The 22,209-nt window shown below is 36.1% G+C and carries 15 protein-coding genes; 12 read left to right on the plus strand and 3 right to left on the minus strand.

Translation table 11 applies throughout. The features are described from left to right. Positions 1 to 91: 91 nt before the first annotated feature. The 5 genes from xylB (at position 92) to K9V48_RS14265 (ending at position 8,837) form a co-directional block, all read left to right on the plus strand. Positions 92 to 1,585, plus strand: a complete 1,494-nt coding sequence (gene xylB / locus K9V48_RS14245; protein ID WP_224139637.1) for a xylulokinase — start codon at positions 92 to 94, stop codon at positions 1,583 to 1,585. A gap of 210 nt (positions 1,586 to 1,795) precedes the next feature. Beyond that, a complete protein-coding gene (locus tag K9V48_RS14250) occupies positions 1,796 to 3,337 on the plus strand; it encodes an extracellular solute-binding protein (protein ID WP_224139638.1) in 1,542 nt (513 codons plus the stop codon). Positions 3,338 to 3,541: 204 nt separating this feature from the next. Beyond that, positions 3,542 to 5,665, plus strand: coding sequence for a BglG family transcription antiterminator (locus K9V48_RS14255; RefSeq protein ID WP_224139639.1), 2,124 nt, complete (start codon positions 3,542 to 3,544; stop codon positions 5,663 to 5,665). Positions 5,666 to 5,670: 5 nt separating this feature from the next. Further along, positions 5,671 to 7,104 (plus strand): PTS transporter subunit EIIC, encoded by a 1,434-nt coding sequence (locus K9V48_RS14260; RefSeq protein ID WP_224139640.1) that lies wholly within the window; start codon positions 5,671 to 5,673, stop codon positions 7,102 to 7,104. A gap of 458 nt (positions 7,105 to 7,562) precedes the next feature. Next, positions 7,563 to 8,837 (plus strand): MFS transporter, encoded by a 1,275-nt coding sequence (locus K9V48_RS14265; protein ID WP_224139641.1) that lies wholly within the window; start codon positions 7,563 to 7,565, stop codon positions 8,835 to 8,837. Positions 8,838 to 9,127: 290 nt separating this feature from the next. Here K9V48_RS14265 and K9V48_RS14270 read toward each other — a convergent pair whose 3' ends face one another. Then, a complete protein-coding gene (locus tag K9V48_RS14270) occupies positions 9,128 to 9,361 on the minus strand; it encodes an IDEAL domain-containing protein (RefSeq protein WP_224139642.1) in 234 nt (77 codons plus the stop codon). 402 nt (positions 9,362 to 9,763) lie between these two features. Between K9V48_RS14270 and K9V48_RS14275 the strand changes: the two genes are divergently transcribed. Further along, positions 9,764 to 10,333 (plus strand): competence protein ComK, encoded by a 570-nt coding sequence (locus tag K9V48_RS14275; RefSeq protein WP_224139643.1) that lies wholly within the window; start codon positions 9,764 to 9,766, stop codon positions 10,331 to 10,333. Here the strand turns inward: K9V48_RS14275 and K9V48_RS14280 are convergent. Next, complete coding sequence (locus K9V48_RS14280; protein ID WP_224139644.1) at positions 10,308 to 10,514, minus strand: hypothetical protein; 207 nt, start codon at positions 10,512 to 10,514, stop codon at positions 10,308 to 10,310. The two genes, K9V48_RS14275 and K9V48_RS14280, sit on opposite strands and share 26 nt — an antisense overlap. 576 nt (positions 10,515 to 11,090) lie before the next feature. Further along, entirely contained in the window at positions 11,091 to 11,237 is a 147-nt protein-coding gene (locus tag K9V48_RS30185) for a YhjD family protein (protein WP_498043128.1), read from the minus strand. A 108-nt stretch (positions 11,238 to 11,345) separates the two neighbouring features. Here K9V48_RS30185 and K9V48_RS14285 point away from each other — a divergent pair, with 108 nt between their 5' ends. The 6 genes from K9V48_RS14285 to addA all read left to right on the plus strand — a co-directional run bounded on the left by K9V48_RS14285 (position 11,346) and on the right by addA (position 22,197). After that, positions 11,346 to 11,963 (plus strand): TVP38/TMEM64 family protein, encoded by a 618-nt coding sequence (locus K9V48_RS14285; RefSeq protein WP_224139645.1) that lies wholly within the window; start codon positions 11,346 to 11,348, stop codon positions 11,961 to 11,963. Positions 11,964 to 11,980: 17 nt separating this feature from the next. Further along, entirely contained in the window at positions 11,981 to 12,487 is a 507-nt protein-coding gene (gene lepB, locus K9V48_RS14290; RefSeq protein ID WP_224139646.1) for a signal peptidase I, read from the plus strand. Positions 12,488 to 12,966: 479 nt separating this feature from the next. After that, the gene (locus tag K9V48_RS14295) at positions 12,967 to 13,602 is read left to right on the plus strand and encodes a DUF5342 family protein (protein ID WP_224139647.1); all 636 of its coding nucleotides are present in this window, start codon (positions 12,967 to 12,969) and stop codon (positions 13,600 to 13,602) included. 268 nt (positions 13,603 to 13,870) lie between these two features. Next, positions 13,871 to 14,794: a DMT family transporter gene (locus K9V48_RS14300; protein ID WP_224139648.1), complete on the plus strand. Its 924-nt coding sequence runs from the start codon at positions 13,871 to 13,873 to the stop codon at positions 14,792 to 14,794. Between the two features lie 199 nt (positions 14,795 to 14,993). Then, complete coding sequence (gene addB, locus K9V48_RS14305) at positions 14,994 to 18,482, plus strand: helicase-exonuclease AddAB subunit AddB (protein ID WP_224139649.1); 3,489 nt, start codon at positions 14,994 to 14,996, stop codon at positions 18,480 to 18,482. Beyond that, complete coding sequence (gene addA / locus K9V48_RS14310) at positions 18,475 to 22,197, plus strand: helicase-exonuclease AddAB subunit AddA (RefSeq protein ID WP_224139650.1); 3,723 nt, start codon at positions 18,475 to 18,477, stop codon at positions 22,195 to 22,197. Before addB ends, addA begins: the two co-directional genes overlap by 8 nt. Positions 22,198 to 22,209: the final 12 nt, after the last annotated feature.

Below are 22,209 nucleotides of genomic sequence, written 5' to 3' on the forward strand. Positions count from 1 at the left end.
TAAGGAGGGTGTGCCAAAAGTATAAAATCATACTATAGGTACACCCTTCTGACATGGCGGACTAATAATGTTTTTGATGGAGGAAAATAAATTGAACAGCAATGGGCTATTACTTGGAATTGATATTGGTACCCAAGGGGCAAAGGTACTTGTAATGGATGTTAATGGTGAAATTCAAGCAACAGGTCATCACTCTTATGAATTTGAAGTTCGTCAAAAAGGATGGGCCGAACAACATCCGTTGCAATGGTGGAATGGTGTCGTGAGTGCACTTCGAAAGCTATGGGAGAAAGGAATTGACCCAAAAAACATTCGAGCAATTGGGGTGTCGGGGCAAATGCACAGCCTTGTATTATTGGATAAGGATAAAAAGGAACTAGGAACTTCTATCCTTTGGAATGACGTGAGAACAGAGGAAGAATGTTTAGAAATTGAACAGCTTGTTGGAAAAAGCAATTTTTTTAATATAACAAGAAATTCAGTACTCCCTGGTTTTACAGCGCCAAAATTACAATGGATAAAAAAACATGAACCGAGTCGCTATGCCAATATTCATCATTTGATGCAGCCGAAGGATTACATTGTATTTAAACTGAGCGAGGCGTTATCAAGTGATGTTTCTGATGCGAGTGGAACATTATGGTTTGACACAGCGAAACGGACATGGTCGAAAGAAATCATCGACGCGTTGGAAATTCCATTTGAGTGGCTAAATGAAGTTCATGAAAGTCAGACCGTTGTCGGATCTGTTTCAGGTGAAGCAGCAAACGTAACGGGGTTAATTCCTGGCATTCCGGTAGTTGCAGGGGCTGGTGATAATGCTGCAGCCGCTTTAGGGAACGGTATTTACGAGCAAGGAAAAGGAATTGTAAGTGTTGGAACTTCTGGAACTGTTTTCGCTCCACTAAAATCTGTTCCAAAACTAGATGGAGATGATTTAAGTACGCTACATTTGTTCTGTCATTGTCTACCAAATACATGGCATGCAATGGGGGTTACCCTTTCAGCAGGGATGTCACTAAACTGGTATAAGAATACTTTCTCAAACTTATCATATGATGAGTTACTTTCCAATGTAGACAATATTTCCGCAGGGGCGGAAGGGTTAATCTATCTCCCTTATTTAAATGGAGAAAGAACTCCTCATAATGATGCGAGTGCAAGAGGTGTTTTCTTTGGTATGAATTATCAACATACAAAGGATCATTTTACGCGTGCTGTTCTTGAAGGGGTATCTTTTAGCTTAAAAGATTGTCTTGAATTAATTAAACGATTAAATATTAATATAGAAACATTATATGTAACAGGTGGTGCAGCTAAAAGTCCAGTGTGGAGAACTATTCTATCAGAGGTTTTTAATCAGCCATTAGTTGCCTTTGAAGAACGAGAAGGCCCTGCTTTTGGCGCTGCCTTACTGGCTGGTTTAGGAATAGGTGTCTGGAATGGTCCTGAATGTTTTCCTGCCGTTTTCGATAATAGTCAGACAACGTCTGTAAATTTAGCGAATGTAAATGCATATAAGGAAATTTATAAAATATATAAAGAACTGTACCATCAATTAAAACCGGTATATAAAAAAAAATAAACACTAATTAAATAGTGTGCTCTTCTATAAATTCGTCATCTGCTTTTGATGATTGCATTTTTAATGGGAGACAATAAAAGAATCGTATAGTGAAAAAAACTATACGATTCTTATTTTATTTAACCTTAAGGGCTGGGATTTAGGTTATCATGTTTTATTATTATCTGATTATAATGTATGAATGATAAAGTAGCGAAAAGAGGAATTTACGTGCAAAAACGTTCTTTATTAGTCGTTAGCATCTTCTTGTTAATTTCAGCGGGAATATTAAAATACGTATTGATAACGAATGAAGTGGAAGAAATGGGAAAGCAGGAAGAGATGCATTCGAACCAAGTTGTGGAAGACGTTGCTGAGGTGCGAGTAGCAAATATTCCTAAAATAGAGTTACCTCCAGGGGTTGATTGGCGAGAATTTGAAGGAACTGTGCTCAATATGACAACGGAAAATACACCACCTTCTCTGTATCTAGCAGCACATATCGATAGTTTTGAAAATTTGACAGGAATAAAAGTAAACATTGAACCGAGTGATTTAAAAACAGTTATTGAAAGGGTAGGGCTTGACTTTAATGCAAAATCGGCAAACTATCATATTATATATGCTGACCCATATCAAATACTTGCTAAATATCCCGATCATTTCGTTAATTTAAATGAGTTGAATGGTAATCCTAAGCTTCCTCATATACCTGGAGGATTAGAGGATTTTATGCAAACACATTTAGAGGTTACAGGGTATGTAAACGATAAAAGTAGATTATTAGCATTGCCATTTGACTCTTCCACCATGTTACTCGTCTATCGAAAAGACGTGTTTGAAAAATACAAAAATGAATTTCAAGCTGAATACGGATATGATTGGACACCAGGTCCGAATTTATCCTGGGAGCAATATTATGAAATTGCGAATTGGATTAATAAAAAGGTTGGAGATGGAACGATAACTGAAGTGAAATATGGAATAGGTCACCAAGCGAAAAGAGATGATTCGCTCATGAATGATTTTAGTAATATTCTTGCAGCAAATGGTGGGGATTATTTTGATCATGTTTTTCCAAACAACAAAGGTGTAATGCTCCCTACAAATTCTGGGATGAATTCAGACATTGCGTTACAGTCTATAAAGTTTTATAAAGAGCTAATAAACATTGCTGCACCTGGAAGTACTTCGTGGGATTGGTCAGATCTTGCAGCTGCTTTTGCTAAAGGGGAGCTCGCGATGGCTCCAGAGTGGCATGATTTTGCCTACGCTTTTGAAGATGAAAGTAGATCGAATGTAGCAGGGAAAGTTGGTTGGGCCAATTTGCCAAAGGGGAAAGAGAGACAAGCTCATATGTTTGGGGGAACCGGGCTCGCTATTAATAAATATGCTAGTGAACAGGAGATAAAAGCTGCATGGTTATTTCTAATTTGGGCGACCTCACCACAAACACAGTATATGCTTTTAAAAACGGAGCAAGGTTGGACACCAACCCGTCATTCGATTTATAATTTGCCAGAGGTTCAAGCTGGTATGCAAGCTGGAACTCCAGAATCAAAAGAAATGATAAGTTTCTTACCGATGGCGGAAATATTAACCGCATGGGAAGAGGAGAATATGTACATTAGACCTAAATTTCTTCATTGGCAGCAAGTTAATACATTTATTTTTACTGAATTGTCAAAGATGTTAATGGACAAGCAAAGTCCTGAAAAAACAGCCGAAAAAATTGCTAAAAAAAGTAATGATTCTATCAAAGGTGAGGATTAAGGCATTGTATTTGATTTTAATAGTCTTGAAAGCGATTGACTTTTAGATCAGAAGCACAGGACGAGCAAGTACAGTAATTAATGCTGTGGTTTGAAAAAAGAGAAGGTAAAGAACACCTTCTCCTCATGCGCGTGTCTTATGCCTGCCTTAGGCTGATCAAGGTGCTTGCGCTTTCAGATGTTGCGAGAAAGTAGGGGAAATTGAGTGAATGAAGATTTAACAATAATTAATTCTCGTCAAAAAGAGTTGCTTCGCACATTGTTGTTTGCTAAGAAATCAATTTCATATAAAGAGTTAGCTGAAATGTTCAAGGTGAGTACAAGAACGATGCAAAGAGAAGTTACGTCGTTAAAAACGGTGTTAAATAGCTATGATATAAAAATTGTAAAGAGAATGGGATTAGGGATCGAGATGAAAGGCTCTCCAGAGGGGATGAAAGCATTAGAAGAAAACCTGGGACAGGCAAAAACGTTTTCAACTTACTCTCCTGAAGAACGATGGGAAGGGATTACTTATGAATTATTGCTCTCCAAAGAACCGTTTAAACAGTTTGTGTTTAGCAGTAACTATGGTGTTACAGAGGCTACAATTAGTAATGATTTAGACAAGGTATCTTCATGGCTAGAAAAAGGTGGGATAGAGCTTGTACGTGCACCCGGTATAGGTGTCTATGTTAAAGGAACTGAACAGCAAAGAAGAACAATGTTATCCTCTTTGCTTCATAAAGATATTTCTTTTGAAGAGTGGCTTGAACTTTTTTATACATCTAAACAACAGGAATTATTGCAATCACAAGGTAAGTTGGGAACTGTCATTAGAAATAGGCTTCTTAAATTTGTTCACACTCCAAATATTTTAGCAGTTGAAAAGGCTGTACATGAGGTATTAAGAGATGAAAAATCTATTGAATTAACAGATCGCAATTACGTAAATCTCATTGTGCATCTAATGCTTGCTGTTGAAAGAAATAAACAAGGTGAAGTCAATGAACAACCGATTTTAATTCCTAATTCTTCAGTAGATCAGTCTATGTATGTAATTGCAGAAAAAATTGTTGTAAATATTGAAAAAATCCTGTCCATTTCTATTCCAAAAGTAGAAATTGACTATATTGCGCTTCATCTTACTGGTGCTCTGTTGGCAAAGGGTGAAAGTATAAGTATAGAGCAGCATGAAGAGTTTGATACAATTGAATTAGCTAAAAGCTATATCCATGCTGTTGAATATTCTTTAAAAGAATCATTTGAAGGGGACGAACTTCTTCTTGAAGGATTAGTTGCTCATTTTGTTCCAGCATTTAAACGCTTAAAATTAGGATTGCAAATACATAATCCAATGGTAGAAAAAATAAAAGAACAGTACCCAGAAGTTTTCATTGCTTGTCAGAAGGCATCCTATATTCTAAAGGAAAAAACAGGGTCTCACATTCCAGAAGGTGAAATTGGTTATATCGCAATGCATATTGGTGCCTCAATAATTCGAAAGAAAAATTTAGAAGAAAAGGAGTATCAGGCAGTTGTTGTTTGTGCAAGCGGACTGGGAACGTCTACTTATCTCGCATCACAACTTCGAAATGAAATACCAAATCTTGAAATTGAGGCAATAATCCCCTTAAGCCAAATTCAAGATTGGATTAAAGAGAACGGGTCAGTTGATATATTCATTTCTACAATTGATTTCCCACCTTTAGAAAATGAAAATATTGTGACGGTTAGTCCATTCCTTAGAAAAGAAGATTTGTATCGAATTCAAAATGCATTAAAAAATGTTTCAAAAAAGGAACGATTATCGGAAAAGGAAAATCATCAACTTTCAATGTTGCCACTAGCTAGAACCGGAGAAGCAATGGTCCAAATTTTAAGAAATGTTAACGTAATAGATCAAGTGAAAATAGAACAACCAATGTTAGAAAATCTAGTAAGGAACATAGAAAGTAGTATTGTTTGTCAATCTTCAACATTACTTGAAGATATCCAAAGACGTGAGCAACAGGGAAGTTTTGTGCTAAATAATTTAGCAATGATTCATGCCAAATCAGATGGTGTAAGTGAATTGCTCGTTGTCATTTTTCGGATGGAGGCATTTATAAAATGGCGTCGTGATGATGACCAAGAGCAGTTGATTAACACGTTTCTTTTACTAGTAGCCCCTAAATTTGCCCCCAAAGAGCATATAAAGATGATTAGTGAAATTAGTGCAATGTTAGTTGAGGAAGATTTTATTGGTATGCTGGAAGAGGCTCCTTTGAATGACGTAAAAAACACATTAGATGAAGTTTTATCAAAGGCTTATGCCGCAAATGTAAAAGGTAGCTTAAAGGGGTTATAGAGTAAATGAGAAAGTTTGGTCAATTACTGGGCGGGATGATATGGCAAAATATCACGATAATTATTTCAGTTGGAATTATTCATGAAATTTTCGGAATATACGGCTGGTGGTATAATGAGAAAATTTTATTGTTAGTTAATCCAATTTATAATACATTATTACCTATTTTACTCGGGTACACTGGAGGCAAATTGCTTGGGGGACAACGTGGTGCTGTCGTAGCTTCTATTGTTATCTACGGATTAACATTGTCTAGCTCTGCTCCAGTAATACTAGGTGCAATGATCGTTGGTCCATTAATAGGATGGATTGTTCAGAAGTGTGACCAAGTTGTAACAAGAAAAGTGCCCGTTGGCTATGAATTATTGGTTGGTAATGTTGTAGCATCGCTGATTGCTGTTAGTTTTACAATCATTTGTTTTCTTTTTGTAGGTCAAGTATTTTCTGATGGGGTAAAATGGTCAACGGAAATCTTAGAACAAATAATTTACTCCGGTTGGTTACCATTGGCAGCAGTTATTATTGAGCCCGCAAAGGTATTCTTTTTCAATAATCCGGTTAATTATGGGGTATTAGCTCCTCTTGGTATTCAACAAGCGAAAGAACTTGGAAAATCTATCTTTTTCTTACTAGAATCCAATCCTGGTCCTGGCTTAGGTGTTCTTCTTGCTTATTGGTTAAAAACGAAAGCAGAACAGCGAAAAGGAGCCCAGCTTGCACTATTTATTCAATTTTTTGGTGGAATTCATGAGGTCTACTTTCCATATGTTTTGAGAAAACCATTACTTATATTATCTTTGATCATGGGTGGTATGACAGGCATTTTCATGTTTCAAATGTTCGATGTTGGTGCAGTGTCTCTTCCATCGCCAGGGAGTATTTTTTTATTTACTGCTTTAGTACCTAAGGAAGATATGGTGTTTGTACTTTTAAGTGTTTTACTATCTGCGATGATTTCTTTTTGCTGTAGTTTTTTTATATTGGATGCATCTACAAAATCACCAACAAAACAAGAAAACCTAAAACAGATTACTGCTCTTAATCAATTAGAAACAATTGATAAATTAAATAAAGATTTAAAGGATACGGTTTTACCTAATCAAAAAGTTGCTGCAAGAAATGATCTCCAGTCCAATTCTATTTCAGATGCCCCACCTATTCCAAAAGTTGAAAGAATTACTTTCGTTTGTGAAGCAGGATTAGGTTCAAGTGCTATGGGAGCAGCTATGTTAAAAAGGAAGCTTAAACAGGAAAACTTTATCGTGGAAGTTGACAATTCATCTGTAGATGAAATTCCTGAAAATACAGATTTAATTATTTGTCATCAAAGACTGCTATCTATTGTTCAAAAAGCTGCACCAGAAAAGGCATATTATCCACTTCACTCTTTTACTGATATGGAAGCGTACAAAAGCTTGATCGATTGTTTAAAAAAATAGGCCCGAGCAATATTCGTTTCATCCATTTCGTTAGAGCTATACATGTTTAAAAAGACTAATCTTCCCTTCTAGGGGGGTTAGTCTTTTCTATTTAAAAAGGATAAGTATACGTTTTTTACATCATTTAATTGTCTATATACACGCGGTTGAGAAAGAGATTGCTCTTATTTTTGGATACGTTTGTAGAGTACGTTTCTTCTTAAAGAATGTCGTCTTTTAAATGTGACAAAGCTATGGCAACTAGATAGTGAAAGCCCTTTAAACTACAGGTAAAATAATAATTGAGAACGCAAACATAGCAATGTAAGAGCGTTTTCATATTTAGAGGTAAATGCTCCATTTTTGATGAGTGCACTTCATGGAGAATGGGCCTGAGTAGTGAATTACTGACAATCATGAAGAGTGACAAGGTGATCACTAAGAAAGTTAGATCAAATATGAACATGGAAGGTGAAGACATGAATGTAATGGGTGGAAAACAAAATTTTCTTGATAAGATAGGAATTCCTTCAAATTTAATCTGGGGTTTTATAGGAATTGCCCTGTTTATGATTGGAGATGGTTTAGAGGCTGGATGGCTATCTCCTTACTTAATTGAAAATGGAATGCCGATGCAGCAGTCTGCTTTTCTTTATACTGTTTATGGTATTGCATTGACCATATCTGCTTGGTTTTCAGGTGTATTTGTTCAAACTTGGGGTCCAAGAAAGGCAATGACTGTTGGTTTAATATCTTTTGTGATAGGAACAATCGGGTTTGTTGGATGGGCTCTTCCTCATAATGAATACGCTATCATGCTGTTGACATATGCTTTAAGGGGAATTGGATACCCATTGTTTGCTTATTCCTTTCTAGTTTGGGTAACTTATCGAAGCCCAGAGAAAAAAATGGGATCAGCAGTTGGTTGGTTTTGGTTTGCGTTTACATTAGGTTTAAACGTGCTAGGTTCTTATTATTCAAGTTATATTATTCCAAAAATTGGTGAGATCAATACATTGTGGACTGCATTAATCTTTGTATTAGTTGGTGGATATTTTGCAATTGTTGTAAACAAAGATAAATTTGAAATACAGAAAAAAGACAATAGCCAGTCAAAGATGAAAGAACTATTAAAAGGAATCACCATTTTGTATGAAAATCCTAAAGTTGCTATAGGTGGAGCTATAAGAGCAATAAATACAACAGCGTCTTTTGGGTTTGTTATCTTTTTTCCATCGTATGTTGCGGACTTTGGTTATACAATTTCTGAGTGGCTTCAAATATATGGAACACTTTTCTTTTTCAATATATTATGTAATTTATTTTTCGGGCTCATTGGTGATAAATTTGGCTGGAGAAAGACAGTGGCTTGGTTCGGTGGAGTATTAAGCGGTGTTTCGATTGTAGCGATGTATTATATTCCGCAAGTCATGGGGCATAACTTTTGGGCACTGCTAATTGTATCGTGTTTATTTGGGGCAGGTTTAGCTGGATATGTTCCACTATCAGCTTTAATGCCATCCCTAGCACCTGATAATAAGGGAGCAGCTATGTCAATCTTAAATTTAGGAGCAGGTTTAAGTGCATTTATAGGACCAGCACTTGTTGGACTATTTATAGGAAGCATAGGAGCCGAGGGAGTTATCTGGATTTTCGCTATTTTATATTTTATAAGTGCGTTATTGACTAATTTTCTTAAAGTTAGTAGACAAGACAATGTAGTGGAGCATAACAAAAGACAAGTAGCAAGCTAATTTAGATCGTTTTGATCTATGTTAAGCTAGCATATTACAAAAAAATCATCAAGAAGCCAAGGCTGATTTTATTAATCCCTTGGCTTTTTGTTGTTTCCGAATTTCGATCAATAACTGGAGATAAGTGTTTACTGGTGCTTATTATTAGAGAAATTCAAACTGTTGTCACCAGTATTTTAGTAGTGAAGAATTGTTAGAGAGTATTATAATTAGTCCATGAAATAAGAAGCTAGAAAAGCACCTTTGTGAAAACACATGAGTAAAAAACAAAGACAGCCAATTGGCTGTCTTTATCCTAATTTACGTAAAACCTTGTATTCTTTAGATAGTTTCATAAATAATGTTCTGTTCTTTTTGTCAAGTGCATCATTAATACGTTCTTCAAGCAATGCCATTTTCCTGATAAACAACGCTTCGTCTACAACCATTTGAATATACATGTCTAATACAGGATGCTCAGGTGGAACGTTTTTCGTGTTACGGGACTTCATGATCTCAGTGTAAGAAGGCTTTTTATTTTTCATAAAAGATCACCCCTGATGCCTTTTTTATATTGTATGGAATTAGTATTCGAAAATCAACTGAATAATTAAAATATTTTAAAAAATAAACAGGAATATTTTTTATAGGTATGTAATAGATGGTCTAGGGGAAACTGATTTAAAAGGATGTGGAACAAGTGACGAAAAAAAATGAATTTGAGCTTTCACCAACTGCATTAAATCCTATCTTTGGAATTGAGATGCCTGATGAAAAAGTTGAAATTGAGGACATAATACAACAGATTGACGAGTGATTACTTTACAAGAATGTAAAGTAATCACTTTTTTTGTTTAGTTTTTGTAAATATTGTAGAAATTTGTGAATACTCATGTTATTTTAGTAATGGTAAATATGACCTAAAAATTACAAAAGAGGTGTAAGAAATGAATGAAGTAAAAAATCGTTTAGAGAATTACATTATCAATCGTTTTACAATGGCAATTTTACCCGATCAAAGCAATATGTGTACTGAAGTCCTTGAGCTTGATGAAGAATTTGTTGTTCAAAAACGTCCAATGGAAATTATTGATCAAAGTTGCCGATTCTTTGGAAGCAGTTATGAAGGAAGAAAGGAAGGTACAAAAGACCTGATTCGTACTACTCATAAGCCGCCTATTGTTTTAGACCCGGCAAATTCAATTTACTTTTTCCCCACGACATCTTCAACTAGACAGCAATGTATTTGGATTTCTTATAGCCATGTGAAAGACTTTAGAAAAGCAGAACATAATAATACCATTATTACCTTTAATAACGGTAAGGAAATCACTCTACCAATTTCAGAAGGATCCTTTGAAAAACAGCTTTCACGGACAGCGCGACTTCAAACAAATATTTTTACTAGGATTGAACAAGAACAAAGAAAACTGAATATGCTTCTTTTTCCAAAAGATGACAAAGAGATAAGTGCCATTTATGAAAAACTGCTTAGAGAACTTCGTAACCGTCTTTAAACCTCATTGCAGATGTAAACATTCGGCGGTATGTTATTGACGTTGGTGCAGCAGACATAGAAGAATGATGAATATAAAAAGGTTGTCCAGAGGATAGCCTTTTTATCGTTTTATAGGAAACTATAAAATTTTTGTACTGTGGATAAGCGCAAGCCCCTCTTGAGATGAATGTTTTCTTCATGATGGTATCCCCCTTTAAGTTTTCTTTTGTTAAAAACAGCGTTTCTCTGATGATTCGGCCGAGTCACTAAGTGCGAAAAAATATTTGCAGTTACGATGAAACTTACTCGCAATCGATTCGTACGTATTGGTATGATGTGTAAAAAATCGTTACATTATATTCTATTTTTGTTGAAATATATTAGATTATGCAGATTAAATAATACAGGGATTTGAAGGGAGAAGACAAAATGATGTCTTTTCAAAAACGAAGAGAGAAACATAAAAAGAAAAGAGCATTAAAAAAGAAAAAAGATGACTACACTTTTGGAGATTTTTTTTAGATGTGTTTTTTTATTTTCCAGAGTTGATTTTGTTTCCATTTAGGGTGCTTTGGTATGGAGTCAGGTTGATACTAAGAATTTTTGTTTGGACATAAGAAGATGAAAGGGAGACACCTTCTACCCTGATCTGGAAGTGCCGTTGGTTTGCATAAGTTTATCGATTTAGTTAAGGGTGTAAGTATGTAATTCTGTTTCATGTTAGGTTAATGGTTGGCAAAACTTCCGCTGATAGAAGTGTCACATAAATAAAAGATTCATTTTTGAGGTTGGAATAAATACCTTTCCATAAGTTCGCAAACTTTGTTTTGAATTCTTGGATTAAAATAATTATGTCTTTCTTTATAGCCATTATAAAGGAAAGAATAGAGGGTGAATGCCTCATTTCGTTCTACTTGATGCACTTTGTTGAATGACAGATAAGTCCCGATTAATTGGTAATTGGAGATACTTTCAAATTTTGAGATAAATATGTAAAATGAATACTAAATGATGTAATTGAGGAGTGTAATATGAGCCCGGAGACACTACAGAAGTTTTTTACTTTAGAACAATTAATGGAGTTATTTGAAACCTACCGTTCGTTTGGTCCACTTTTCGCCATATTATTACCATTGGTGGAGGCGTTTTTCCCGTTCTTGCCGCTTGTTGTATTCATTGTTGCGAATGCGAATTCGTTTGGACTTTGGCTGGGATTTTTTTTATCTTGGATTGGCGCATGTTTAGGTGCTATCATTGTATTTATCATCATGAGAAAGCTTGGAAAGTTGAAATTTTTTCAACGTTTGCGAGAGAAAAATGCGATAAAAAAGCTGTTAACGTGGATAGAACGAAGGGGGTTTAGCCCGTTATTTCTCATTTTATGCTTTCCATTTACGCCTTCATCTGCGATTAATGTTGTTGCAGGGCTTTCGAGAATAAATATTTGGCAATTTATCTTAGCTGTTTTATCTGGAAAGTTAGTGATGATTTTTATGGTTAGCTTTATTGGTCAAGATATACGGGCACTTTTAACACAGCCAATCAGATCCATTATTGCAGGAATCGTTATTTTTTTATTGTGGTTTGTTGGTAAAAAGGTTGAAAAGCACTTAAATGTAGCCATGACTGTAAAAAAAAGCGACCACTAAACGTTGTAGGAGGATGTATGAAAAAAAGAAGAATAGCTTTCACAACAGTAGGAATATGTTTAATGGCAATCTTCTTAAAAAACCTAATATTTGTAGATTACAAAGTTGAAGGAGTATCAATGCAACCGACGTATGAAGAAGGAAGGTTGCTTTCAATAAATAAATTGGGGTTATATTTTGATGCGATAAATAGGTTTGATGTTGTTGTTTTTTATCCACCGAACAGTGAAGAAATTTATGTAAAAAGAGTGATTGGCTTACCTGGTGATGAAATTCATTACAAGGATGATCAGCTTTATGTAAATGGTAAAGTCATTAAAGAGCCCTTTTTACCGACTAGAGAGAAAACCGACGTAACAAAGCTGACTGGAAACTTCACTCTTGAGGAAATTATAGAAAAAAGGAAGATTCCTGAAGGGTATATTTTTGTGATTGGGGATAATCGTCTTCGAAGTCGGGATAGCCGTCATTTTGGTTTAGTAAGTGTGAATGATGTTATAGGGACAGTAGGAGATCAAAAATAGTGCTAACTCACTATAGGTTAACTTCTTGCATTTAGAAGGAGTTGTAGCCTTTATGGGTTAGCATTTTTTGTGTTATAGCGTACTATAAAATTCTTGCACTGTGGATAAGCGCATGACATCCAGCTCCAGCGCCTAGCCCCTCGAGGTCAAAAGCGTCTTATTTGCCCGAGGCTGATCAAGGCGCTTGCACTTTTGTTCTTTCTAATGCAATTTTAATCTTTCTCTTCTTATTTTCTAACTTCAACTAGTTAGTATATACATATCAACAAAACGAGGAGGTTATCATATTAACTTAAGGGAAATGCCATTAATTAGTTCTTTGATCCAGTGTTTTCTAGGATCAATGATTGATAACCGACGAGCAACTGAATAAATAGTTGTACCATTACAAACTATTAATTAATAGGAAATATTTTAAAAATCAAAAAACGAGAGAAAAGAGAATTTAAAATTAGTAAAATATTTTAGGAGGTTTTTATATGATTCAAGATTTTAAAGTAAAACCATTGTTTGGAGACCAATTTCATGAACGTCATCAGTTTACACTAAATATTAATGGATGTAACTATCAAGGTATTTATCATGACGGAGAAATTCAATGGTTTCACCCTCAACCTATAAATAAACTTGAAAAAGATGACTTTGAGGATTTGGAATTAGATGTTTATGATTTGATGACGGACCACATAAATAATCAAGGTTTTAAAGTAAAACCATTGTTTGAAGATCAATTTCATGAACGTCATCAGTTTACATTAAACATTGAAGGGGATAATTATCAAGGTATTTTCCATAATGGGAAAATACAGTGGTTTCATCCTCAGCCTGAAACTAAACTTGAGGAAGATGACTTGCGAGATCTAGAATCCAAGGTCTATGACTTGATGACGAATCATGCCTATCAAGATATTAATGTAAAACCACTGTTTGAAGATCAATTTCATGAGCGTCATCAGTTTACACTAAACATCGAAGGGGATAATTACCAAGGTATTTTCCATGGAGGAGAAATTCAGTGGTTTCATCCTCAACCAAATGCTAAACTTGAGGAAGATGACCTACAAGATCTAGAATCTAAGGTTCATGACTTGATGACGAATCATTTAGAACAATAATCGTTCGTATGAATAGCAAAAAGCCACACCGGAATGTATTCCGGTGTGGCTTTTTGCTGAAGACAATCTCTCTCCAGCAGCAATTCTTGAAAACTTTATACTTTTTAAAGAATTATGAAGGAAAGCTAACAACCTGTACATTGGGAAACTAGACCTTTCAAAACGAATTGATTACAATGAATAAATCATTACAAAAAGCTCTTCATGATTAAATATTGATTAAGTAAATTAATTACATAGGCAAAAAAAGAAATATCGGAGTTGTTTTATGTTGACACAATTACAATCGAAAGCTTCAAACAAACAATCAGTTGCTACCTTAAAAATGGTCATTTCTATGATCATTTTTGGCTCTATTGGTTTCTTTTCAGAACATACTAATTTACCGTCATTTGAATTAGTTTTTATACGTTGCCTGTGCGCTACATTATTTCTAGGATTTTGTTGGCTCATATCAGGACAATATAGAAATGAAAAATGGAATCGAAAAGATGTTCTTCAAACATTAGCATGCGGGCTGTTTCTAGTCTTTAATTGGGTATTTTTATTTAAGTCATTTGAAGAAACATCAGTGACGGTAGCTATCTCAGTTTATCATCTAGCTCCTGTTTTGGTACTTATATTGGGGAGTATTTTATATAAAGAGAAAATGAGTTTAAAATCTGTCGTTTCTATTATTATTTGCTTTTTAGGAACTGTATTCATTTCAGATATAGATTTATCTGTTTCCCTTGGTAAATTAATGCCATCTGGTATCGTTTGGGCATTAGCAGCAGCCTTATTTTATGCATTTACAACATTGCTAGGAAAGGGTATTAGCAATTTAAGTCCTTATGCTACGACATTTCTTCAAACGGGTTTAGGTATTTTAATTTTAATACCATTTATAAATATGGAGGCATTTACGCACCTTACATCAGGAAATTGGACTGCTGTTGTTGCTACAGGAATTATTCATACAGGAATTGTATATCTTTTATTTTTTGATAGTTTGAGATTCTTATCAACAAAAGTAATCTCCATTCTTGTGTTTCTTGATCCTGCTGTAGCTATATTGTTAGATACAATTATTACAGGTTTTCATCCTAATTTATTTCAATCGGTGGGTATTGTTCTAATCTTTAGTGGGATGACTTTAACTTTTATCAAATCAAAAAAATACATTGTTAAGAAAAAGGAATCCAAAATTTGAGTTTTCCTTTTTAGATTGTAAAAAACACAGTTCCAAAACCATCTTCCTCATACATAACTTGGCATGTATCATAAATGGAATTTCCCTAAAAAGTAAAGTAAAATATAAAGGGATACGTAAAAATAAAACCAACCAATTACCACACTATTTCAGTTGTGGTATTTATTTTTTAACTTTAAAACGTTAGTGGGGAATAAACATGAGCATTCAATTTATTCTAGGTCGCTCAGGGAGCGGAAAAACAGAGACAGTTTTAAATGAAATCAGAGACAAGCTGTTTAAGGAACCAATTGGCCGTCCAATTATTTACCTCGTTCCTGACCAAATGACATTTGGAGCAGATTATGAATTAATTAAGACACCGCGCCTTGGTGGGATGATCCGTGCTCAAACGTTTAGCTTTAGTCGTTTAGCATGGAGAATACTTCAGGAAACAGGTGGTGTCACTCGTCATCATCTTTCGAGCACGGGTATTCAGATGATGTTAAGAAAGCTAGTTGAACAATATAAACACGAATTTAAAGTGTTCACGAAGGCTAGTGATAAGAATGGATTTATTGAGCAGCTAGAGGTAATGCTAACTGAATTTAAACGCTACCTTCTGTCACCACAAGAGATAGAGGAATACTTAGCGAATGCACATACAGAACTAGATAAGAAATCGTTAACAGATAAGCTACACGACATGGCTTTACTTTATAAGCAGTTAGAAATCCAGTTAAGTGAGAAATATGTAGATTCTGAGGATTATTTACACTTACTAGCTGAAAAGGTTGAGGCGTCTGACTATTTGAAATCGGCTGATATTTACATTGATGGCTTTCACAGCTTTACACCTCAGGAATATGAGGTTGTTTGTGCATTAATGAAACATGCAGCGAATGTAAAAATCGCTCTTACAGCAGATAAGCCATATAAAGAGCATTTACCTCATGAACTCCATCTCTTTCAAATGACCGGAAAAACATACAATAAACTACTTAATCTTGCCCTTGAAGAAGGGAAAGATGTCGAAGAGCCGCTCTTATTAGGTGAACAGCATCGTTTTGTTCATCAATCATTAAGGCATTTAGAAAAATTTTATGATACAAGACCAACAAGTATTTATGAAGATAATCCGAGATTGACGATTTTTCAAGCAGCAAATCGCCGTTCAGAAATTGAAGGAATTGCACGACAAATCCACACACTTGTTAGACAAGAGAACTACCGATATCGAGATTTAGCCTTACTTATTAGAAACTCAAACGATTATCGTGATGTCATTGAACAAGTTTTCCGTGATTATGAGATTCCCTTTTTCATTGATCAAAAACGTTCCATGCTTAACCACCCTTTAGTTGAGCTAATTCGTTCTACCTTGGAAATCATCAATGGAAATTGGCGTTATGAGGCTGTTTTCCGTGCTGTAAAAACAGAGCTACTACTTCCTATTGAAATGAATAAGCAAAAGATGCGCGAGGAAATGGATTTGCTCGAAAACTATGTCCTTTCTTATGGAATTCAAGGTGCAAGGTGGACGAAGGATGAACGTTGGCGATACCGTCGTTTTTATTCACTTGATGATGATTTTGTAGTGACAGATGAAGAGAAACAGATGGAGGAAAAGCTGAACCAGCTTCGCGACATTGTCGTAAAGCCAATTTTAACCTTGCAAAAAAGGCTAAAACGAAGCAAAACAGGACGAGATCTCGCCGAAGCGCTGTATCTTTATTTAGAGGATTTGCACATACCTGAAAAAATGGAGAACCTTCGCATGGATGCTGAGGAAAAAGGCTTGCTTTTAGAGGCAAAAGAGCATGATCAAGTATGGCAGGCAGTTATTAATCTCTTAGATGAATTTGTTGAAATGTTATCTGACGAAAAAGTATCATTGAAGCTTTTTGCAGAGATTCTTGAAACAGGGCTCGAATCCATGAAATTTTCGTTGGTGCCACCAGCTATTGACCAAGTATTAATTGCTGATCTTGAAAAATCAAGATTCTTTCATATAAAGTGTTCATTCATCATTGGAGCAAATGATGGTGTGATTCCAGCAAGACCAAAGGAAGAAGGGATTTTAACAGAAGATGATCGCGAGGCATTACATTATCAAGGGATAAATCTTGCACCAACAGCAAGACAACAGCTTCTTGATGAAAATTTCATTATCTATATGGCTTTAGCGAGTTCATCTGAACAGCTTTATTTATCGTACCCAATGGCTGATGAAGAAGGAAAATCCTTGCTTCCTTCTGTTATTGTGAAACGAATCGAAGAGATGTTTCCAGCGATTGAAAAACTACGACTTCTTAACGAACCAGAACAGTTTTCTTTAGAAGAACAGCTTTCATTTATCGTAAATAAGCATGTGACATTATCTTATGTTACCTCACAGCTCCAATCTTGGAAGCGTGGTTACCCCATTCATCCTATTTGGTGGGACGCCTATAACCATTTTGTCACATCAGAAAATCAACAATTAACGAAACGAGTATTGAGCAGTTTATCATATCAAAACAAACCAGAGCAGCTAGAAATATCAGTGAGCCGTAAGTTGTATGGAGAGCATATTCAGGGAAGTGTCTCTCGAATGGAGCAATTTAATAGCTGTGCATTCTCACATTTTACTTCACATGGTTTAAAGCTAAGAGAAAGACAATTTTTTAAACTTGAAGCACCTGATATCGGGCAAATGTTTCACTCTGCATTAAAGCTAATTTCAGATCGGTTACAGCAGCTGAATATCGATTGGAAGGAGCTAACAAAAGATCAATGCGAGCGGTTATCGAATGATGCGGTAGAAAAGCTTGCTCCACGCCTGCAAAGGGAAATTCTGCTTAGCTCGAATCGCTATCATTACATTAAACGAAAGCTACAAAAAATCCTTGCGCGAGCATCAAAAATCTTAAGTGAACATGCAAAGGCTAGTGGTTTTACACCCGTTGGCTTAGAGCTTGGATTCGGTAAGGGTGGTGAACTTCCACCAATCCGCTTTACCTTGCCAAATGGCTGTACAATGGAGGTTGCCGGAAGAATTGACCGCGTGGACAAAGCGACAGATTCAGGACGTGTGCTCCTGCGGATTATTGACTATAAATCAAGTGATAAAAATGTACAACTAACTGAAATATATTACGGTTTAGCCTTACAAATGCTTACTTATTTAGACGTGATAATTTCGAATTCACAGATGTGGCTCGGTATAGAAGCGACTCCGGCTGGCGTTTTATATTTCCATGTGCATGATCCGATGATTCAAGCAAATACGATGTTATCAGAGGATAAGCTTGATGATGAAATTTTTAAGAAGTTTAAGATGAAGGGGCTATTGCTCGGTGATGAGGAAGCAGTACGTTTAATGGATAACAATCTTAGTGAAGGAAGCACATCAAACATCATAGCGGCAGGGTTGAAAAAAGAAGGTGGCTTCCGTTCGACCTCATCAATTGCTAGTGAAGATGAGTTTGATCTATTAAGAAATCATGTTCGTTCAACGTTTAAAAAAATTGGAACGGATATAACGGACGGTATCATTGAGATAAATCCATTTAAGCTAAAGGACAAAATGCCGTGTACGTTTTGTGAATTTAAATCCGTTTGTCAATTTGACGAATCATTAGAGGAAAATAATTATCGAATCTTAAAAAGTGAGAAAAATGCTGATGTGTTAAAAAGAATGAGAGAGGAGGGGAAAGGTAATGAGTGAGATTATTTCAAAGCCGGAAAATAGCCAATGGACAGATGATCAGTGGAAGGCTATTGTCGCAAGTGGACAGGACATTTTAGTAGCGGCTGCAGCAGGATCAGGAAAAACGGCAGTCTTAGTTGAACGGATTATTCGAAAAATCATATCTAAAGAAAATCCAGTAGATGTGGATGCGCTGCTCGTTGTGACGTTTACAAATGCATCTGCTGCGGAAATGAGAAGTCGAATCGGAGAAGCGCTGGAAAAGGCATTAAAGGAAAATCCATCCTCGCTTCATTTACGTAGACAGCTAACATTATTAAACAAAGCGTCGATTTCTACGTTGCACTCGTTCTGTTTACAGGTTGTCAGGAAGTATTATTATTTGATCAACATCGATCCAGGATTTCGGATTGCTGATCAAACCGAGGGTCAATTACTAATTGATGAAGTGCTAGATGAAATGTTTGAAGAGGAGTATAGCCGTGAAGATAATGAGGCCTTTTTTGACCTTGTTGATCGCTATACATCTGATCGAAATGATGTGGAGCTACAAACATTAATTCGTGAGCTTTACTTTTTTTCAAGATCCCATCCGACGCCAAGCGTTTGGCTTGATCAGCTTACAGCGATGTATGATCTTGGTGAAACCGAAGAAGTTGAGTCATTACCGTTTGTTCAATATTTGCTACAGGATATCGAGATGCAGTTATTAGGAGCAAAGGATCAGCTTGAGCAAGCAATGGAACTGACAACATTGCCTGCTGGACCGGCACCGCGTGCGGAAAACTTAGTTGATGATTTAAAACAGGTGTCAGAGCTAATTGCGTTAAAAAGTTCGTGGGAGCAGCTAAGTGAGCAAATCAAGACCTTTAAATTGTCACGAGCGAAAATTGTAAAAGGCGATCAATATGATAAAGCCTTAACAGATCAGGTAACATCCTTACGAAATGCAGTGAAAAAACAAATTGAACAGCTACGAGATGAAATGTTTTCACGAACGCTTAGGAATTATTTATTGGATTTTGAGCATTTAAAGCCTGTCGTTACAAAGCTTGTTTCACTTGTAAAACAATTTGCCGACCGCTATGAAGGAATGAAAAAAGAAAAAGGAATCGTTGACTTCGCAGATTTGGAGCATTATTGTCTGCAAATTCTTCAAACGGAAGAAAAGGAACCAAGTGAGGCTGCATTATTTTATAAACAACAGTTTGTTGAAGTATTAGTCGATGAATATCAGGATGTCAATCTTGTCCAAGAATCGATTCTAAGGTTCGTAACAAAAGACGAGGAAGCAACAGGGAATATGTTCATGGTCGGCGACGTCAAACAGTCAATCTATCGCTTCCGTTTAGCCGAGCCGTTTTTATTTTTAAATAAGTATAAGCGATTTACTCAAACAGCAGAACAAACTGGCATGCGCATTGATTTATCGAAAAACTTCCGGAGCCGTACAGAAGTGTTGGACGGAACGAATTATGTATTTAAGCAAATCATGGGCGAGAAGGTCGGAGAAATTGTTTATGATGATGATGCAGAGCTAAAGCTTGGGGCAGCGTACCCTGAAAATGAGCTTATGAATACAGAGCTCCTCTTAATTGAACGTGGTGGAAAGGATGAAGAGGCTGAACAAGGCGATGAGACTGGTGTTTTTGACGAACAAGAATTGGAAACTGTTCAGTTAGAAGCGAGATTAATGGCCAAAAAAATTAAATCACTTATTGATCAGCAATTCCAAATCTATGATCGAAGCATCGGCGGTACCCGTGCTGTCACCTATCGTGATGTTGTGATTTTACTTCGTTCAATGCCATGGGCTCCACAAATCATGGAGGAGTTTAAACAGGCTGGCATTCCAGTATATGCGAATCTGTCAAACGGATATTTTGAAGCAACAGAAGTAGCAATCATGCTATCTGTTTTAAAAGTTATTGATAATCCATTTCAGGATATTCCGTTAGCATCAGTGCTTCGTTCACCTGTTGTTGGCTTAGATGCAAATGAGCTAGCACTTATTCGAACTTTTGATAAAAAGGGAACGTATTACGATGCGTTGAAAACATTTTTAGAGAAAGGTTCATTAGCGAACCAAACCCTTTTTATCAAACTAAACTCCTTTGTAGAGCTTATGCAAGGCTGGCGTGATCTTGCAAGACAAGGATCAGTTTCAGACTTAATATGGCAGCTTTACCGTGATACAAAGTTTTTTGACTTTGTAGGTGGAATGCCTGGTGGAAAACAACGTCAAGCAAATTTGCGTGCACTCTATGATCGTGCTCGTCAATATGAAGCAACATCGTTTCGCGGCTTGTTTCGCTTTTTACGTTTTATTGAACGTATGCAGGAGCGTGGAGACGATCTCGGTGCAGCCCGTGCGCTTGGAGAGCAGGAAGATGTTGTGCGATTAATGACGATTCATAGTAGTAAAGGACTTGAGTTTCCAATTGTCTTTGTTGCAGGGCTCTCGAAGCAATTTAATATGATGGATCTGAATAAAAAGTATTTGCTTGATAAGGAATTAGGATTTGGAACAAAATTAATCAATCCTAAATTACGTGTAAGCTATCCGACACTACCGTATATTTCCTTGAAAAGGAAAATGAGAATGGAACTTCTCGCAGAAGAAATGCGTGTGTTATACGTTGCTTTAACAAGGGCAAAAGAGAAGCTTTATTTGCTCGGAACGTTGAAGGATGCTGATAAGAAAATCGCTGACTGGCGAAATCAACTATCCCATTCTGATTGGTTATTACCAGACTTTGAACGAGCAAAGGCGAAAAGCTACCTAGATTGGATCGGTCCTGCATTAATTCGTCATCAAGACAGTGTAATACTTAATGAAGGTCAACGATGTTTAAATGAGGAGATTTCCCTGCATCCTTCTAAATGGACAATTGAAACGGTAAAAGGGGAGGAGCTCGTTGAAACATTCAAGGCTGAGGAAGAAGTAAATCTTGAATTGTTGACATCGATTAGCCGTGGTGAACCCGTTTTGATTGAAAGTGAACAAAAACAACAAGTAAACAATCAATTAATGTGGAGCTATCCTTACAAAGCTGCAACAACAAGCCGTTCAAAGCAATCGGTATCAGAATTAAAAAGACAGCGAGAGGTCCAGGATGAATATAGTGATCAGCAGTTTATTAGGAATCAATCATCTCAAGCCTTTTTATATAATCGACCAAGCTTTATGCAAAGTAAGTCCGTTTCGCCTGCGGAACGTGGAACAGCGATGCATACGGTAATGCAGCATATGAAGCAAAGCGAGCCGGTAACAAAAATGGATGTGACGGCTAAAATTCAAGAATTAGTTGAGAAAGAACTTCTATCTATTGAACTAGCTGAGGTCATTAACATTGAGCAAATTGTTGAATTTTTCTCTTCACGTATTGGCGAAAGACTGCTTCACGCCAAACAAGTGTATCGAGAGGTTCCATTTAGTTATGCGTTACAAGCAGAACAGCTATATGACGACTTGGAAAATGAACCTGTATTAGTACAAGGTATCATTGATTGCTTATTTGAAGATGAAGAAGGCATTGTGTTATTAGATTATAAAACAGATACAATCGAAGGTCGTTTTTCTAATGAGATGACAGAAGTAGAACAGGTGTTAAGGGAACGGTATCGAGTACAAATCGAATTATATACAAAAGCGATTGAAGCTATTATCCAAAGACCTCTCAATGAAAAATATCTATTTTTCTTCGATGGTGGATATTTAATTGAAATGTAGATAGTAAAGGGG

This window comes from Metabacillus rhizolycopersici, assembly GCF_020075705.1.

What these genes read in the sequence shown, in the direction of transcription:
- K9V48_RS14260 (WP_224139640.1), top strand. Translation starts at nt 5,671, where the DNA reads ATGAGAAAGTTTGGTCAATTACTGGGCGGGATGATATGGCAAAATATC.
- K9V48_RS14265 (WP_224139641.1), top strand. Translation starts at nt 7,563, where the DNA reads ATGAATGTAATGGGTGGAAAACAAAATTTTCTTGATAAGATAGGAATT.
- K9V48_RS14270 (WP_224139642.1), bottom strand. Translation starts at nt 9,361, where the DNA reads ATGAAAAATAAAAAGCCTTCTTACACTGAGATCATGAAGTCCCGTAAC.
- K9V48_RS14275 (WP_224139643.1), top strand. Translation starts at nt 9,764, where the DNA reads ATGAATGAAGTAAAAAATCGTTTAGAGAATTACATTATCAATCGTTTT.
- K9V48_RS14280 (WP_224139644.1), bottom strand. Translation starts at nt 10,514, where the DNA reads ATGAAGAAAACATTCATCTCAAGAGGGGCTTGCGCTTATCCACAGTAC.
- K9V48_RS14285 (WP_224139645.1), top strand. Translation starts at nt 11,346, where the DNA reads ATGAGCCCGGAGACACTACAGAAGTTTTTTACTTTAGAACAATTAATG.
- lepB (WP_224139646.1), top strand. Translation starts at nt 11,981, where the DNA reads ATGAAAAAAAGAAGAATAGCTTTCACAACAGTAGGAATATGTTTAATG.
- K9V48_RS14295 (WP_224139647.1), top strand. Translation starts at nt 12,967, where the DNA reads ATGATTCAAGATTTTAAAGTAAAACCATTGTTTGGAGACCAATTTCAT.
- K9V48_RS14300 (WP_224139648.1), top strand. Translation starts at nt 13,871, where the DNA reads ATGTTGACACAATTACAATCGAAAGCTTCAAACAAACAATCAGTTGCT.
- addB (WP_224139649.1), top strand. Translation starts at nt 14,994, where the DNA reads ATGAGCATTCAATTTATTCTAGGTCGCTCAGGGAGCGGAAAAACAGAG.
- addA (WP_224139650.1), top strand. Translation starts at nt 18,475, where the DNA reads ATGAGTGAGATTATTTCAAAGCCGGAAAATAGCCAATGGACAGATGAT.